General features: G+C 63.0%; 14 protein-coding genes and 3 pseudogenes. 7 read left to right on the top strand and 10 right to left on the bottom strand.

Annotation, left to right across the window (positions count from 1 at the left end):
- Positions 1-129: 129 nt before the first annotated feature.
- Positions 130-585, top strand: a complete 456-nt coding sequence (locus tag NA637_RS15440) for a hypothetical protein (protein WP_256073246.1) — start codon at positions 130-132, stop codon at positions 583-585.
- Positions 586-675: 90 nt separating this feature from the next.
- Here the strand turns inward: NA637_RS15440 and NA637_RS15435 are convergent, their stop codons facing one another.
- The 4 genes and pseudogenes from NA637_RS15435 to NA637_RS15420 all read right to left on the bottom strand — a co-directional run bounded on the left by NA637_RS15435 (position 676) and on the right by NA637_RS15420 (position 4,412).
- Entirely contained in the window at positions 676-1,119 is a 444-nt protein-coding gene (locus NA637_RS15435; protein ID WP_256073245.1) for an acyl-CoA thioesterase, read from the bottom strand.
- A gap of 59 nt (positions 1,120-1,178) precedes the next feature.
- Positions 1,179-2,342, bottom strand: coding sequence for an iron-containing alcohol dehydrogenase (locus tag NA637_RS15430; RefSeq protein WP_256073244.1), 1,164 nt, complete (start codon positions 2,340-2,342; stop codon positions 1,179-1,181).
- A 189-nt stretch (positions 2,343-2,531) separates the two neighbouring features.
- Positions 2,532-3,113: pseudogene (locus tag NA637_RS15425) on the bottom strand (acyl-CoA dehydrogenase C-terminal domain-containing protein); the annotation flags it as partial.
- 60 nt (positions 3,114-3,173) lie between these two features.
- A complete protein-coding gene (locus NA637_RS15420) occupies positions 3,174-4,412 on the bottom strand; it encodes a 3-hydroxyacyl-CoA dehydrogenase (protein ID WP_256073243.1) in 1,239 nt (412 codons plus the stop codon).
- Between the two features lie 64 nt (positions 4,413-4,476).
- Here NA637_RS15420 and NA637_RS15415 point away from each other — a divergent pair, with 64 nt between their 5' ends.
- Together NA637_RS15415 and NA637_RS15410 are read left to right on the top strand one after the other, a co-directional pair.
- Positions 4,477-4,761 (top strand): hypothetical protein, encoded by a 285-nt coding sequence (locus NA637_RS15415; protein ID WP_256073242.1) that lies wholly within the window; start codon positions 4,477-4,479, stop codon positions 4,759-4,761.
- A gap of 119 nt (positions 4,762-4,880) precedes the next feature.
- The gene (locus NA637_RS15410) at positions 4,881-5,216 is read left to right on the top strand and encodes a PilZ domain-containing protein (RefSeq protein WP_256073241.1); all 336 of its coding nucleotides are present in this window, start codon (positions 4,881-4,883) and stop codon (positions 5,214-5,216) included.
- Here the strand turns inward: NA637_RS15410 and NA637_RS15405 are convergent.
- Positions 5,213-6,529 carry an MFS transporter gene (locus NA637_RS15405; RefSeq protein ID WP_256073240.1) on the bottom strand — a complete coding sequence of 439 codons (1,317 nt, stop codon included), beginning with the start codon at positions 6,527-6,529 and terminating at the stop codon, positions 5,213-5,215. The genes NA637_RS15410 and NA637_RS15405 overlap by 4 nt on opposite strands.
- Before the next feature lie 472 nt (positions 6,530-7,001).
- Between NA637_RS15405 and NA637_RS15400 the strand changes: the two genes are divergently transcribed.
- The 3 genes from NA637_RS15400 (at position 7,002) to NA637_RS15390 (ending at position 8,571) form a co-directional block, all read left to right on the top strand.
- The gene (locus tag NA637_RS15400) at positions 7,002-7,697 is read left to right on the top strand and encodes a dienelactone hydrolase family protein (protein WP_256073239.1); all 696 of its coding nucleotides are present in this window, start codon (positions 7,002-7,004) and stop codon (positions 7,695-7,697) included.
- Positions 7,698-8,039: 342 nt separating this feature from the next.
- Positions 8,040-8,318 carry a FlgK family flagellar hook-associated protein gene (locus NA637_RS15395; RefSeq protein ID WP_256073238.1) on the top strand — a complete coding sequence of 93 codons (279 nt, stop codon included), beginning with the start codon at positions 8,040-8,042 and terminating at the stop codon, positions 8,316-8,318.
- A complete protein-coding gene (locus NA637_RS15390) occupies positions 8,305-8,571 on the top strand; it encodes a hypothetical protein (protein ID WP_423836737.1) in 267 nt (88 codons plus the stop codon). Before NA637_RS15395 ends, NA637_RS15390 begins: the two co-directional genes overlap by 14 nt.
- 26 nt (positions 8,572-8,597) lie before the next feature.
- Here the strand turns inward: NA637_RS15390 and NA637_RS15385 are convergent, their stop codons facing one another.
- Positions 8,598-9,791, bottom strand: a complete 1,194-nt coding sequence (locus NA637_RS15385; RefSeq protein ID WP_256073237.1) for a lactonase family protein — start codon at positions 9,789-9,791, stop codon at positions 8,598-8,600.
- 80 nt (positions 9,792-9,871) lie between these two features.
- A pseudogene (locus tag NA637_RS15380) lies at positions 9,872-9,991 on the bottom strand (IS1595 family transposase); the annotation flags it as partial.
- Here NA637_RS15380 and NA637_RS15375 point away from each other — a divergent pair.
- A pseudogene (locus NA637_RS15375) lies at positions 9,988-10,134 on the top strand (addiction module antidote protein); the annotation flags it as partial. The pseudogenes NA637_RS15380 and NA637_RS15375 overlap by 4 nt on opposite strands.
- 310 nt (positions 10,135-10,444) lie before the next feature.
- Here NA637_RS15375 and oadA read toward each other — a convergent pair.
- The 3 genes from oadA to NA637_RS25415 all read right to left on the bottom strand — a co-directional run bounded on the left by oadA (position 10,445) and on the right by NA637_RS25415 (position 14,320).
- The gene (oadA, locus tag NA637_RS15370) at positions 10,445-12,256 is read right to left on the bottom strand and encodes a sodium-extruding oxaloacetate decarboxylase subunit alpha (RefSeq protein WP_256073236.1); all 1,812 of its coding nucleotides are present in this window, start codon (positions 12,254-12,256) and stop codon (positions 10,445-10,447) included.
- A gap of 101 nt (positions 12,257-12,357) precedes the next feature.
- On the bottom strand, positions 12,358-13,773 hold the full coding sequence (locus tag NA637_RS15365; RefSeq protein ID WP_256073235.1) for an acetyl-CoA carboxylase biotin carboxylase subunit: 1,416 nt from the start codon (positions 13,771-13,773) through the stop codon (positions 12,358-12,360).
- Between the two features lie 265 nt (positions 13,774-14,038).
- A complete protein-coding gene (locus NA637_RS25415; RefSeq protein ID WP_272889143.1) occupies positions 14,039-14,320 on the bottom strand; it encodes a hypothetical protein in 282 nt (93 codons plus the stop codon).
- Positions 14,321-14,609: the final 289 nt, after the last annotated feature.

The raw sequence follows: 14,609 nt of genomic DNA, 5'->3' as shown, positions 1-14,609 counted from the left end.
GCTGCTAGTTCCACGACCGAATCAAAGACTTACGAAAAGCGAAACGCATCACACCTTTATCGGTGAAGGCTTGCGAAAGGCCGCCTTCGGACGTGAGGATCGCGGCGCCATTCATTGAGAGGTTTCACCATGACGTATTCCTCGATTCTGTTGTTGTCCGCGGGCCTGCTAAGCGGCGCCGCTTTTGCCGGGAGCAACACCGAGGCCGCCGTCGGCGGTGCACTGGGTGGTGCGCTCGGCTCGGTCGTCGGTGAGCACCTCGGCGGTACGACGGGCGCCACGATCGGTGCGGGTGTCGGTGGTGCCGCGGGCGGCATGGTCGGCGCCGACAAGCGCAGCCGCACCGAAGCGGCCGTCGGCGGTGGCCTGGGCGCAGCAGGCGGCAACGTCATCGGTCAGCGTGTCGGTGGCAGTACCGGTGGCCTGATTGGCGCAGCCGTGGGTGGTGGCGCAGGTGGAGCGATCGGCAATGCCTACGGCGACGATGACGACTATCGAGACGACCGCCGCTACCGGGACGACCGCCGTTATCACGGCCACCCGGGCAAGGCCAAGGGTCATTGGAAACACAAACAGCACGACTAGGCAGCCGCCCCGTATCGCCGAGCGGCTCAGATCTCCTGACCGCCACAGCTCGGCCCTACGGAACCATCCGGAATGCCTGAGGGTCCGGCATCATTCAGCCACGACCACCAGCGCTTCCAGTGCCTGACGCAAACCACTCGGAATCGGGGTCGGTCGGTTACCGGCGCGGTCCACGAACACATGCACGAAGCGCCCCGCCGCACAGGCCTGCGCCTCGCCTGTCTTGAAGATTGCCAGCTCGTACTGCACCGAACTGTTGCCGAGTTTGCCGACACGCAACCCTACTTCCAGCAGATCCGGAAAGGCGATCGAGGCGAAGTAGTCGCACGATGAGCTGACGGCGAAACCGACCACTTCGCCTTCATGGATATCCAAGCCGCCACGTTCGATCAGGTAGGCGTTCACCGCGCTATCGAAATAGCTGTAATAGACGACGTTGTTCACGTGCCCGTAAATATCGTTGTCATGCCAGCGCGTGGTGATGGGCTGGAAGTGGCGGTAGTCGGCGCGCAGATGCTGCGGTTGTCCGGCCATCGAGAAATCCTTGAGTTGGCAGAGCGCTGCGCCAGCTGAAACGCGACGCAGCTCAGGGGTCAGAAAGCTGCCCGGTAGATCGCCAGGGCGTCAGCTTCGGTGACTTCGCGCGGGTTGTTGACCAACAGCCGCTGCTGCAGCATCGCCTCCTTGGCCAACTGCGGCAGCATCGCTTCCGGCACACCGGCGTCGCGCAGGCGGGTCGGCAGACCGACGCGGGCGCTCATCTGCCCGACCTCTTCGATCAACTGCTCGGCGTAGGTCGAAGGATCATCGGTGCGCAGCCGATCCCCAAGGATGATCGGCGCCAGCTCACCGTAGTGCGTGGTGGCGGCGCTGACGTTGAAGCGCAGCACCTGTGGCAGCACCAGCGCATTGGACAGCCCGTGCGGGATGTGGAAGTTGCCACCCAGCGGGTAGGCCAGCGCATGCACAGCCGCCACCGGCGCGTTGGCGAATGCCTGCCCGGCCAGACAGGCGCCAAGCAGCATGGCCTGGTGCGCCTCGCGGTTGCTGCCATTGTGTACCGCCTCGTCTAGATTGGCGGCCAGCAACCGCAGCGCCTCGCGGGCCAGCAGGTCGGACATCGGATTCTTTTTCAATGCGCTGGTATAGGCCTCGATGGCATGCACCATGGCGTCGATGCCGGTGGCCGCGGTGACCGCCGGCGGCAGACCGAGGGTGAGGTCGGCGTCGAGCAGCGCCAGATCAGGCAGCAGCAGGGGCGAAACCACCCCCATCTTGGTCGTCTCACCCGTGGTGACGATGGCGATCGGAGTGACTTCCGAACCGGTGCCCGCAGTGGTCGGCACCTGGATCAGCGGCAGGCGCTGGCCCTTGGCGTTGCCGACGCCGTAGATATCCTGCAGCGATTGCGCGCAGGTCGGATGCGCCAGCAATGCGACCAGTTTGGCGACGTCCATCGAGCTGCCGCCACCGAAGCCGATGACGAGATCCGCCTGGGTTGCCTTGGCCTGGCCCACCGCAGCCATCACGGTATTTTCCGGCGGATCGGCGACCACTTGATCGTAGACGGCGACCTGCAGCCCTTGCGTTTCGAAGTCCGGCAGCACCTCATTGAGCAGGCCGAAACGGGTGATGCCGGGGTCGGTCACCACCAGCACCGAGCGCGCCCCGCGCTCCTTGCAGAGGCTGGCCAGCCGGCGCGACGAGCCGGGCTCGCAAATCAATTGAGCGGTTGTGGCAAAGCTGAACGAATGCATCGGTGCCTCCTGTGTCGAATATCGGGCCCTCCTTGCGGAGGCCTTCATTGCCTAACGCATCCCGGTTCTGCTCTACCGGGGCTGATGGTTTCACCCATCTACGAAATTGCCTCGGGCGGCACCGGGGGGTGCACCAGTGCCGCCCGTAGGATGGATGTGACCCATCGCTGGTTTTCCCGCTGCCGAGCAAAAGGCGAAATCCGCCTCCGGCAACGCCATCAGACATCCTGCACCGCCCTGGATCGCCTCGCGGTGCGCACTGGCTCGTGGCAGTACGCGGCGCAAGTAGAAGTCCGCGCTGGCCAGTTTGGCGGAGAACGCCTGCTCCCCCGCGCCTTGCTCCAAGGCATCCTGGGCGCGCGCCGCGCCCTGCAGCACACCCCGGCCAACAAGATATAGGCCGAGTAGTGCAGGAAATCCACCGACACCGCGCCGATTTCTGCGGATCGCGCCCGGTGGCGGCGATCACTTCGGCGGTCAGCTCGCGCCACTCAGCGATACGCGCCTGCACCTTCGCCGCCATTTCATGCAGTATGGGGCGATCAACCTGACGATCACAGATTTCACTGAATTCCGCCTGCAGCGCCGACAGTGCTGCAGCGCCATCGCCGAGCAGCTTGCGGCGGATGTAATCCAGCGCCTGGATGCAGTGGGTGCCCCCGTGGCGCAGGGTGATGCGCTGTCACGCATCAGCTGCTCCATGCCCCGCTCGCGGATGTAGCCGTGGCTGCCGTAGACCTGCACGCCGAGATTGGCCACCTCCATGGCCAGTGGCATCGAACAGCTCGTGCAAGACGAAGCGCATGTCACGCAGGGCGCCTTGTATCTTGCTCAAGCCTTCTTCTTGTAGTCGACGAAGCGGCCGCCGAGGGTGGCCAGGCTGTCGATCAGCTCGGCAGGCTGCCAGTGCTCGCCATGACGCTCCGCCAGCGCGTTGAGGCGATCGCGAATGGCAGTCAGGCCCTGACGATCGGCCCAGGTCATCGGCCCACCGACTTCGGCGGGAAAGCCGTAGCCGTAGAGATAAACGGTATCGATGTCGCTACTCGACTCGGCCATGCCTTCCTCGAGGATCTTCGCGCCTTCGTTGACCAGCGCCAGCAGGCAGCGCTCGAGGATTTCTTCGCTGCCGATCTCGCGACGCTGGAAGCCGAGCCGCTCGGACTCGCGCTGCACCAGTGCATCCACTTCCGGATCGTGCTCGGCCTGGCGGCTGCCCTCGGCGTAGCGGTAGTAGCCCATGCGCGACTTCTGGCCGAAACGGCCCAGCTCGCAGAGGCGATTGTCGACCTGCACTTCCGCCTCGTCCTGCCCTTTGCCCGCCAGCTCACGGGCGCGCCATTCCAGATCGATGCCGACCACGTCATACATACGGAACGGGCCCATGGCGAAACCGAAGCCTTGCAGCGCGGCGTCCACCTGATGCGGATAGGCGCCTTCGAGCAGCATCATCCGCGCCTCGCGCACGTAGGTGGCGAGCATGCGGTTGCCGATGAAGCCCGGACAGTTACCGGCGATCACGCTGACCTTGCCCATCCGCTTGCCGAGCCCGATGGACGCCTCGAGCACCGCCTTGGAAGTCTTCGCCCCACGAACGATTTCCAGCAGCTTCATGATGTGCGCCGGGCTGAAAAAGTGCAGGCCCACGACCTGCTCCGGGCGCTTGGTGACGGCGGCGATGGCATCGATGTCCAACGCCGAAGTATTGCTGGCCAGGATGCCGCTCGGCTTCACGATGCCGTCCAGTTCGCGGAAGATCTTCTGCTTCAACTCGAGGTTTTCGTAAACCGCCTCGATCACCAGATCGACATCGGCCAGCGCCTGGTAATCCGCTGCTTTGCGGATATACGCCCGGCGCGCCTGCGCTTGAGCTTCGTCGATGCGCCCCTGGCGCACGTTGTGCGCATAGGTATCAGCCACCACGCCCAGGGCCTGCTCGAGCATCTCGGGATTGTTGTCCAGCCACAGCACCTGCACGCCGGCGTTGGCCAGGCTCATGACGATACCGCGGCCCATGGTGCCCGCGCCAATCACGGCGGCGGTCTGGATATCGAAGCGGGTTTGGCTCATTGCAGCTGTCCTCGTCGCAGGGCGGAAAAACCGGAGACCAACCATAGACGAGACGCGACTATCTTTGAAATCCAGTCTCGTGATGTTTCCAATTCATCAGATGAATAGCTACAACTTCGATCTCAATCTTCTCCGCGTACTAGACATGATGGTTCGACCTGTCCGTCCAGATGCGCAGCAGGCGCGACATCGGCGGCGTCAGCGATGCAGAAACATCCGCTTCGACCCGGGGCAACAACTGGTGCTGGAAATGATGATGGAATGGCGACATCCGCTCCACTCTTTTTGCGCCGTTGCCAGCAGGCAGAAATTCACTCGCGCCAGGGTGTTTCGCAAGAGCCTCGGCTGATCCCTTGATTTTTGTTGTATTTCGGTCGCTTGTAGCCTTTAAGCACGCCGCCACCGTTATGGCTGGGAGGACGATCCCGGCCGTTGCGTAGCGGAACAAAGGACTGCCAGCGCCTCGCCATGCGCCAACACAGCCGACTCACCTTCCGCCATCTCGGCCGTATCCAGGTCACCAATCGTCTCGGCGGCGACCCTATGGGTCAGGTGGCTGACCTGTCGAAAGGCGGGTTGCGCCTGGTCGCCAAGCAGCCATTGGGCGTGAATGGCTGCTATGAGATGTGCCTGCACGTGCCGACCGTGGCTGATCGAAGCCGTGAAGCACAGATCGTGGTGCTCTGCCAGTGGGTGCGCAAGGATGCCCGCCGCGACAGTTTCAAAATGGGCTTCCCCCTGGATCGCCCGAGTGAGGACTACACCCGGTTGATCGGCGGATTGATGCCCAAGCGGCGCGATTAGCGATTCACCAGCTTGGCCGGCAAGGCGATCACCAGCAGCGAGCCGAGCACCAGACATGCTGCGAAGAACCACAGCGCCGCACCGCTTTCTCCGGTGAGGTCGAGCGTGACGCCGATCAGCGTATTGCTGACCAGCCCGGCGACGTTCGCCAAGGAGCAGGCCAGGGCGAAGCCGGTTGCTGCCGCGGTGCCGGTGAGAAAGGTCGCCGGCAGGCTGAAAAATACCGGAACCGCGCCGATGATTGCCGCCTGGGCGATGGAGAACAGCAGCACCGTCACGATCACGTTGTCGGTGAACGCAGTACTGGTGGCCATGGCGGCGGCACCGATCCAGAACGGCAGGATGATGTGCCAGCGGCGCTCGCGGAAGCGGTCGGAGCTGGCGCCCAGCAAGAGCATCCCAAGCACCGCGGCGATGCTGGGCACGGCGGTCAGCAGGCCGATCTCCGACACATCACTGACGCCGGCGTTGCGGATGAAGGTCGGCATCCAGAAGCCCAGGGCATAGGCGCTGAGCAAGATCGCGAAATCGATGCCGCCGAGCATCCACACCTTGAGGTTGAAAAAGCCCTGGCGAAAGGTCTCGCCAGTGGCCGGGCTCTGCGCCTCATCGAGGGTCAGGTCGCGCAGCACCTGGCCCTGTTCGATGATATCCAGCCAGTCGGCGCGCTTCGGGCCGTCGGGCAGTACGCGCAGCGCCAGCAGCCCGAGCAGCACGCTGGGAATGCCTTCGAGCAGGAACAGCCATTGCCAGCCACGCAGGCCCTGTACCTGGTCGAATGCACCGAGAATCCAGCCGGACAAGGGCGCGCCGATGACGCTCGACAGCGGCAGGCCGATCATGAACAACGCGATGATCCGCCCGCGGCGATAGGTCGGAAACCACAGGGTCAGGTAATAGAGCACGCCCGGCAGGAAGCCCGCCTCGGCGACCCCCAGCAGCAGGCGCACCACATAGAACTGCGCCGGTGTGGTGACCAGCATGGTGCAGGCCGACAACACGCCCCAGGTGATCATGATCCGCGCGATCCAGACTCTCGCGCCGACCCGTTTGAGGATCAGGTTGCTGGGCACCTCGAAGAGGATGTAACCGACGAAGAACAGGCCCGCGCCCAGGCCGAAGGCCGCTTCGCTGAGCTGCAGCTGCTCGGCCATCTGCAACTTGGCGAAGCCGACGTTGATGCGGTCCAGGTAGGCGGCCAGGTAGCAAAAGCACAGAAACGGAATCAGCCGCCAGGCGATCTTGCGGTAAAGACGCGGGTTGTTCGGCTCGCCGCTTAGGGCATGAGCGTCTGACGCGGGCGCCTGAGGCATCGGTCGTCTCCGTGTTGGTAAGGTGTCGAAGCAAGCCAGGCCTGTTAATGGAGCCGGCTGTCGAGTCAGAACCTCTGACTCAAGGTGCGCGGCGGAATGTTCCTCGTCGCGTCTGGGTCATGACGGGCGGGCTTGGCTGTGCAGCCGTAACTGCGGAACTGCCCAGACAGTATCGATACACATCTTCGTCCCACCTCGACATGCTGCGCACTTGCCAGTGCGAGCCGATCCTGTTTCAGCTGTGCCTGCTGATCCGAAAAAGCCGGTGATCGCCGATACCAATCCGAGCATGGCCAAGCGTGCGGCTGGATCGGTCCGGCGCCGGAGGCGGGCTGCTTCTTCGGGCCCGACCCGCTTATGATGAGTGAGCCGGCGCGAACTCGCCCCGTCTGCACCTGTCGCACCTGTTTGACCGGTGCTCTTCGGTGCGCCTGAAACTGTCCGGCAACCTCGCAACTCAACGGAGACAGACATGACTTCACAGTGGATCGACATTACCGCGCAAGACGGCAAGACCTTCAAGGGCTACCTGGCGCTCCCGCCGGCCGGCCATGGCCCCGGCATCGTGCTGATTCAGGAAATCTTCGGTGTGAACGAGCACATCCAGTCGGTCGCCGATCAGTATGCGTCCGATGGCTACGTCGTAGTGGCCCCGGATCTGTTCTGGCGCAGCGAACCGGGTGTTCAGCTCGGTTATGGCGAGAAGGACTGGGAGCAGGCCTTCTCGCTGATGCAGGCGCTGGATTTCGACCTGGCGATCGACGATCTACGACGCAGTGTCGAGTTGCTGCGTGGACGCGATGACTGCAACGGCCGCGTGGCGTCGGTGGGCTATTGCATGGGTGGCGTGCTGTCGTTTCTGAGCGCGGCCAATGCGGGCGTCGATGCTGCAGTTTGCTACTACCCCGGCAGCATCGAGAAACGCCTGGATCAGGCCGAGCGGATCACCTGTCCGACGCTGTTCCACTTCGCCGAAGAAGACGAGCACATCGACTCTGACGCGGTAGCCGCCGTGCAGAAAAAGATGGCCCAGGTCGGCCAGGCGCAGATCGAGACCTACCCGGGCGTCGACCATGGCTTCAACTGCTGGGCACGGCCCATGTACAACCAGAACGCTGCGGCACTGGCCCATGGGCGCAGCTTGGTGTTCCTGGCCGAGAACCTGTAAGCAATCCAGACGGCGCGCGTTTGTCCGGTAGGCGCGATAGGTGCAGGCGCTGCGTGCGAGTAGCCCCGACGGGCCCTTGATCGCGACCAAGCTCGCTTCTACAAAGGCAGCCCGCACGGACAGTGAGCGGGAGCGCCGTTCCGCACCCGTAGGAGCCAGCTTGCTGGCGATCCTTGGTCGTTCGGAGGGCGCTGACAGGCAGCACGAAACTGGGCGCCCTTGGCCGCCTGACGGCGGGCCAAGGGCCGCGACCGGTTAACCCAGCGTGCCGAGAATGTTCACCCCGACCCGATCGGAACCTCGTTCTAACCCAGCGAAACCGCCAGCCGCTCGACCAGCGCAATGTTCATCAGCGAGCCCAAACAGCTGGCGCAGCGCTTCAGCGGGCTGAACCGCAACCTCGGCACCCAGCTCAATGCCCTGCAGGGTCAGCGCGTGGCGATGGTCAGCGAGATCAACGGATTGTCCGGCAACATCGCCGAGTTGAACGCGCAGATTCGCGAGATGGAATCGACCCGGTGCGATTGCCGCGACCCTGCGCAATTGCCGCGGCAATCTGCTCAAGGACCTTGCCATTACGCCGGCATCCGCGTGCAAGAAACCGCTGATGCCCTCGGATGACCCGATTTGCGCCGTGCGCGTGCTGCGCATCCAGCGCGAGGAAGCGACGCCGACCCCGTACCGCACCAACATTTGCCAAGGTGTCGGGCAACCTGTCCAAGCAGGAAGCCAATCTCAAGGCGGCGTCGACACCATGCTCAACGTGCGCGACCTGCTGCAGCGGGCCGCCAACGGCACCGGCTACGCGGCGGCCACCCAGGCCGTGGTGGCCCAGGCGACCAGCCGCTTCGCGCTGGTCAGTCTGCTCTCCTGATCGATCCTGCGCCGGGCCTGACTTGCTTACGGCCCGGTTCGATCGATGAATTTCACATCCGAAGGTCGCCCCATCGGCAACGTCTGCACGGTATCGCCCAGCTTGCCGCTGTCGGGGTCGCGCTGCACGATCACCAGTGCATCACTCTTCTGATTGGCAATGATCATGAACTGGCCGCTCGGGTCGATGGCGAACTCCCGCGGCTCGCGACCCTCACTGTCGCGCTGCTGGATCTCGCGCAGATTGTCGTTCTCCTCGATGGCGTAAACCATGATGCAGTTCTTCTCGGCGCGGTCACTGACGTAGAGAAAGCGACCATCCGGCGAAGGATGGATGGCGCCGGGCGAATGCAGGCGGACGTCGCCGCCCGCGGCCAGATCGATCAGTTGGCGCTGCACCAGGCTGCCATCGACATGATCGAAGCGTGCCACCTGAGCGCTCAGCTCCAGCGTCGCGTAGGCCTGGCTGCCATCCGGGCTGAACACCAGATGGCGCGGGCCGCTGCCGTCCGGCAGGCTGATGAAGGCCGGATCGGCTGGCGATAACGGGCGCTCGGCATTGGTCGGGTCGTAGCGATAGGCGAAGATCTTGTCGGCGCCCAGGTCGCTGACGAACAGCGTCTTGCCGTCGGGCGACATCACCGCGGAGTGCACGTGAGGCGATTGCTGGCGCTCCGGATGCATTTCGCTGGCCTTGTGAGTCGCAATCTGGGTGACCGGCAAAAGGGTCCCATCCTTGGCCAACGGGACCACCGCGAGGCTGCCGCCCGGGTTTGCGCGCGACCCGTAGTTGGAGACGAACAGATAACGCCCGTCGCGGCTCTGGCTCAGGTGCGTGGGTTCGTCGCCAAGTGTGATCTGCTGCTCCAGCACCGCCAGCTTGCCGCTGGTCGGCGCCAGGATGAAGGCGCTGACCCGACCCACCGGATCAGGATGGCCCGGCCCGTTCTCGTTCACCGCGTAGAGCCGGTTACGGTTGAGATCCAGCGTCAACCAGGACGGATTGTGGGTCCGCACGACCTGTAGCGGTTGCGGTTCGATCTGGCCGCTTTCGGCGTCGAACTGCATGCGATAAATCCCTTCGCTGGTTCCTTCGCTGGTGTAGCTACCGATCAGTGCCTGGTACATGGGTGCCGCTGCTCCCGAGGTGCTGTATGCCAAGAGGGCGGCGGCAACGCCGAGGCGTTGCCGCCGCAGTAGGCCGCGCAATGAACTGCGCATGGGCTGCTCCCGTCGTGTCGATGGGGCGATCGCCCCTGATCTGGATTGGAGCGCCGATCCGGAAAAGGTTTCCTGATTACCTAAACCTCAGCCAGCTTGAGGAGCCGGTATGGCCTGGGTGGCGTCCTCGGAGCGGCGTAGCCGAACCGCTTTGTCATGCAGCCCAGATCGAAGCGGCGGTCAAACCGATACTCGAATGACCGAGCTAGCCAAGGAAACGGGGCTGGCCAGAGAGTAGCTTTACAAGTCGTTCAGCGAACGCGGGAACCCTACACTGAAAACCATGCTGGTGGTGATGCGGGCGCTGGGAGTTGATTTGACCGCCAGGCCGCATACGCAATAAGAACACGCCCAGTTGAAGTAAACCCTAACTTAGCAGCTAAGCGCTTCCCCCTTGCAGGGTGTCCAAGGGACTTTCACCCCTTGGCAGGCAGGCTGTTGAAAAACTACCTGCGTTGGCAATCCTGCGCTAAAAAGGTCCTCGAATTGCTTATTTACAACAGTAAACTCGATCGCGAGCCCGGTCCGCTTCCTTGGCCCCTTTTTGCCTTGTCTTGCCTGCCTCGCCTAGGTTTTTCAACGGCCTGTCAGTGGATGCGCCCTGCCGGGCGCACCAAAAAAAGGGAGCCTTTCGGCTCCCAGGGGACAACTGCTTAGGCTTCGATCTCGATAAGCAGATCGCCAGGGGTCACCCGGTCACCTTTAGCCACGTGCACGGCCTTCACCGTGCCGGCAATGGGCGCCTGGATTTCGGTTTCCATCTTCATCGCTTCGCTGATCAGCACCGCCTGCCCAGCCTTGACCACGTCGCCGGCCTTGACCAACACATCGACCACGTTGCCCGGCATGCTGGTGCTGACGTCGCCCGGCGCGCTGGCCTGCTTGCGCTTGCCGCCGCCCTCGCCGACGAAGTTGTTCAATGGCTCGAACACCACTTCCTCCGGCATGCCATCGATGGACAGGAAGAAATGCCGCTTGCCTTCACCCTTGACGCCGACACCGGTGATGTCCACGCGGTAGGTCTCGCCGTGCACATCGATGACGAATTCGGTCGGCACACCCTCGCCGCCTGCGGCACTCACCGCGCTGCCGTCGGGGATCGGCAGCAGCACTTCCGGTTGCAGGGTGCCGGCCTCGCGCTCTTCGAGAAACTTGCGGCCGATATCGGGGAACATGGCGTAGGTCAGCACATCCTCTTCGCTGTGGGCCAGCGCGCCGATTTCTCGGCGCAGCTTGTCCAGCTCGGGTTTGATCAGGTCGGCCGGGCGCACCTCGATGATCTCTTCACTACCGATGGCCTGGCGCTGCAGCCTGGCATCGATGGTGCCCGGCGCCTTGCCGTAGCGACCCTGGAGGTAGAGCTTCACTTCATTGGTGATGGTCTTGTAGCGCTCGCCGGCGAGCACGTTGAAGAATGCCTGGGTGCCGACGATCTGCGAGGTCGGCGTCACCAACGGCGGGTAGCCCAGATCCTTGCGCACGCGCGGGATCTCGGCGAGCACCTCGTCCATGCGGTTGAGCGCACCCTGTTCCTTGAGCTGGTTGGCCAGGTTGGAAATCATCCCGCCCGGGACCTGGTTGACCTGCACGCGGGTATCGACGCCGGTGAAGGCGCTTTCGAACTGGTGGTACTTCTTGCGCACTGCATAGAAATACAAGCCGATCTCCTGGATCAGTTCCAGGTCGAGGCCGGTGTCGTACGGCGTGCCGCGCAGCGCAGCGACCATCGATTCAGTGCCCGGATGACTGGTGCCCCAAGCCATGGAGGAGATGGCCGTGTCGATGTGGTCGGCACCATTTTCGATGGCTTTCAACTGGCACATGCTGGCGACGCCAGCGGTGTCGTGTGAATGGATGAACACCGGCAGGTCGATCTCGGCCTTCAGCGCACGGACCAGGTCACCGGTGGCGAACGGTGTCAGCAGGCCGGCCATGTCCTTGATGGCGATGGAGTCGACGCCCATGTCGCGCATCGCCCGCCCCTGCTCGACGAACAGTTCGACGGTGTGCACCGGACTGGTGGTGTAGGCGATGGTGCCTTGCGCGTGCTTGCCGGTCTTCTTCACCGCACGGATGGCGGTTTCCAGGTTCCGCACGTCGTTCATCGCATCGAAGATGCGGAACACCTCGATGCCATTTTCGGCCGCCTTGGCGCAGAACGCCTCGACCACGTCGTCGGCGTAGTGCCGGTAGCCCAGCAGGTTCTGCCCGCGCAGCAACATTTGCAGGCGGGTGTTGGGCAGCGCCGCTTTTAACTGGCGCAAACGCTCCCACGGGTCTTCCTTGAGAAAACGCACGCAGGCGTCGAAGGTCGCGCCGCCCCACACTTCGAGGGACCAGTAGCCGACTCGGTCGAGCTTGTCGCAGATCGGCAGCATGTCCTCGGTGCGCATGCGAGTGGCCAGCAACGACTGGTGGGCGTCACGCAGGATGGTGTCGGTAACCGTAATTTTCTTCTGACTCATGTTCTTTTCTCCCTTCGCTGGAGGCCTGACGCTAGAGGCTGGACGAGAAGCGGGGCCATTCGTTCAGCGTTCAGCTTTCCAGCCTTCAGCGGCTTTGTTTTTTAGAGTCCCGCGTGGGCGGCGATGGCGGCAGCGATGGCCAGGGCCAGTTCGCCCGGCTTGCGTTTGATCGAGTAGTTCAGCAGTTCCGGATGGTTGTCGACGAAGCTGGTGTTGAACTGCCCGCTGCGAAAATCCGGATTGGCGAGAATCTGCTGGTAATAGGTGGCGGTGGTCTTCACGCCCTGCACACGCATATCGTCCAACGCGCGCGAACCGCGGGCCAGCGCCTCTTCCCAGGTCAGTGCCCAGACGATCAGTTTCAGGCACATGGAGTCGTAGTACGGCGGAATGGTGTAGCCGGTATAGATCGCCGTATCGGTCCGGACACCGGGGCCGCCGGGCGCGTAGTAGCGGGTGATCTTGCCGAAGCAGGGCAGGAAGTTGTTGCGCGGCTCCTCGGCATTGATGCGGAACTGCAGGGCGAAGCCGCGATACTGGACGTCCTCCTGCTTGACCGAGAGCGGCAGGCCGGAGGCGATGCGGATCTGCTCGCGAACGATGTCGATTCCGGTGATTTCCTCGGTGATGGTGTGCTCGACCTGCACCCGGGTGTTCATCTCCATGAAGTACATCTCGCCCTCTGCGAGCAGGAACTCCACGGTGCCGGCGTTCTCGTAGCCCACCGCCTTGGCCGCGCGCACGGCCAGATCACCGATATAGGCGCGCTGCTCCGGGGTCAGTTGCGGGCTCGGGGCGATCTCGATGAGCTTCTGGTTGCGGCGCTGGATCGAGCAATCGCGCTCGAACAGGTGCACGGTATTGCCAAAGGAGTCGGCGAGGATCTGCGCCTCGATGTGCTTGGGCTCGACGATGCATTTCTCAAGGAATACATCAGCCGATCCGAACGCCTTGGTGGCCTCGGAGATGACGCGCGGGTAGGCCTGGGCCAGCTCGTCACGCGAGTTACAGCGGCGGATACCGCGACCGCCGCCGCCCGAGGTGGCTTTGAGCATCACCGGATAGCCAATGCCCTCAGCTGCGGCCAGCGCTTCTTCGACATCCGCCACATTGCCTTCGGTGCCCGGCGTCACCGGCACGCCGGCCTTGATCATGCTGCGCCGTGCTTCGGTCTTGTCGCCCATGCGGCGGATGACCTCGGCGCTGGGACCGACGAAGCGGATGCCACGCTCGGCACAGATTTCCGCCAGTTCGGCGTTTTCGGAAAGGAAACCGTAGCCAGGATGCAGCGCATCGCAGCCGGTTTCCACAGCCAGGTTCACCAGCTTGCGGGGGTTCAGATAGCCCGCCAGCGGGTCGTCGCCGATGAAATAAGCTTCGTCGGCACGCTTGACGTGCAACGCGTGGCGGTCGGCTTCGGAGAACACTGCCACCGAACGTACGCCCATTTCGGCACAGGCCCGCACGATGCGGACGGCGATTTCACCGCGGTTGGCGATCAGCAGCTTCTTGATCACGCTGTCATTCCCTCGGTCGATGAGCAGAAGGCCGCCTGGAGGGGCCGTGTCACGCCTGCAGGTTATGCAAGCCTGTATAAACCCTACGCCTACCGGCGCGATTACTGAAAATGAATAATAGTTTGATATTGAATAAGTAATTACTTATAGGCAGCCCGGACTGTGCTGAGCGGGCCTTGGCGGCCTTGCAATCCCGGAGCGGAAGCAGGGGATCTCAACAAGAGTGGCGGAATCGATGCGAAAAGCATGATGCGGATACCTTGCGTCAACTGCAGGTGTTCCGGGCGATATGTGAATGCCGCCTCTGATAGGCGAGCGGCAGAGGAAATGGCGCTGGCCCGGCCCGCAGTGGGTTTGCAGATTCGCCGGCGCCATAGACCGCCTCGATCTCATGGGCCGGGCCGTCGTGGACCTGATCGACAAGGTTCATGCCGACGATGAGCGCCGCCTTGATTTCGCGGGCTTGCCCGTAGAAGGTAGGTTTTGTCCCTTTGAGGACGGCTCTCTTTGGCTTCCTCCATCCGTCTCCTGATAAATTGTGTTCCACGTGAGCAGCGTCTCTTGATAGTTTGGCTACATGGTAGCGCAATGTTTATTCAATTTTCACAATCTACCTCCTCCCCGTAAGCTCAATGCCATGAATTCAGCTTCCGTCCCTGTGCAGGGACAAGATCAATAGGGGGTCTCCAATGCTCGACAGCAATTTGAAAGCGCAACTGAAAACCTATCTGGAAAAGGTCACCCAGCCGTTCGAGATCGTTGCATCCCTCGGTGACGGCGCCAGCTCTCAGGAAATGCTCAGCCTGCTGGAAGACATCACCAGCCTGAGCGACAGG

The sequence above is a fragment of the Stutzerimonas stutzeri genome (genome assembly GCF_024448935.1).
GTDB lineage: Bacteria > Pseudomonadota > Gammaproteobacteria > Pseudomonadales > Pseudomonadaceae > Stutzerimonas > Stutzerimonas stutzeri_AO.
Note: the sequence above shows the minus strand (reverse complement) of the source record. Positions and strands in the feature narration are given on the sequence as shown.

Bases quoted from the DNA above. Each gene is read 5' to 3' on its own strand.
- NA637_RS15440 (WP_256073246.1), top strand. From the start codon at position 130: ATGACGTATTCCTCGATTCTGTTGTTGTCCGCGGGCCTGCTAAGCGGC.
- NA637_RS15435 (WP_256073245.1), bottom strand. From the start codon at position 1,119: ATGGCCGGACAACCGCAGCATCTGCGCGCCGACTACCGCCACTTCCAG.
- NA637_RS15430 (WP_256073244.1), bottom strand. From the start codon at position 2,342: ATGCATTCGTTCAGCTTTGCCACAACCGCTCAATTGATTTGCGAGCCC.
- NA637_RS15420 (WP_256073243.1), bottom strand. From the start codon at position 4,412: ATGAGCCAAACCCGCTTCGATATCCAGACCGCCGCCGTGATTGGCGCG.
- NA637_RS15410 (WP_256073241.1), top strand. From the start codon at position 4,881: ATGCGCCAACACAGCCGACTCACCTTCCGCCATCTCGGCCGTATCCAG.
- NA637_RS15405 (WP_256073240.1), bottom strand. From the start codon at position 6,529: ATGCCTCAGGCGCCCGCGTCAGACGCTCATGCCCTAAGCGGCGAGCCG.
- NA637_RS15400 (WP_256073239.1), top strand. From the start codon at position 7,002: ATGACTTCACAGTGGATCGACATTACCGCGCAAGACGGCAAGACCTTC.
- NA637_RS15395 (WP_256073238.1), top strand. From the start codon at position 8,040: ATGTTCATCAGCGAGCCCAAACAGCTGGCGCAGCGCTTCAGCGGGCTG.
- NA637_RS15390 (WP_423836737.1), top strand. From the start codon at position 8,305: ATGCCCTCGGATGACCCGATTTGCGCCGTGCGCGTGCTGCGCATCCAG.
- NA637_RS15385 (WP_256073237.1), bottom strand. From the start codon at position 9,791: ATGCGCAGTTCATTGCGCGGCCTACTGCGGCGGCAACGCCTCGGCGTT.
- oadA (WP_256073236.1), bottom strand. From the start codon at position 12,256: ATGAGTCAGAAGAAAATTACGGTTACCGACACCATCCTGCGTGACGCC.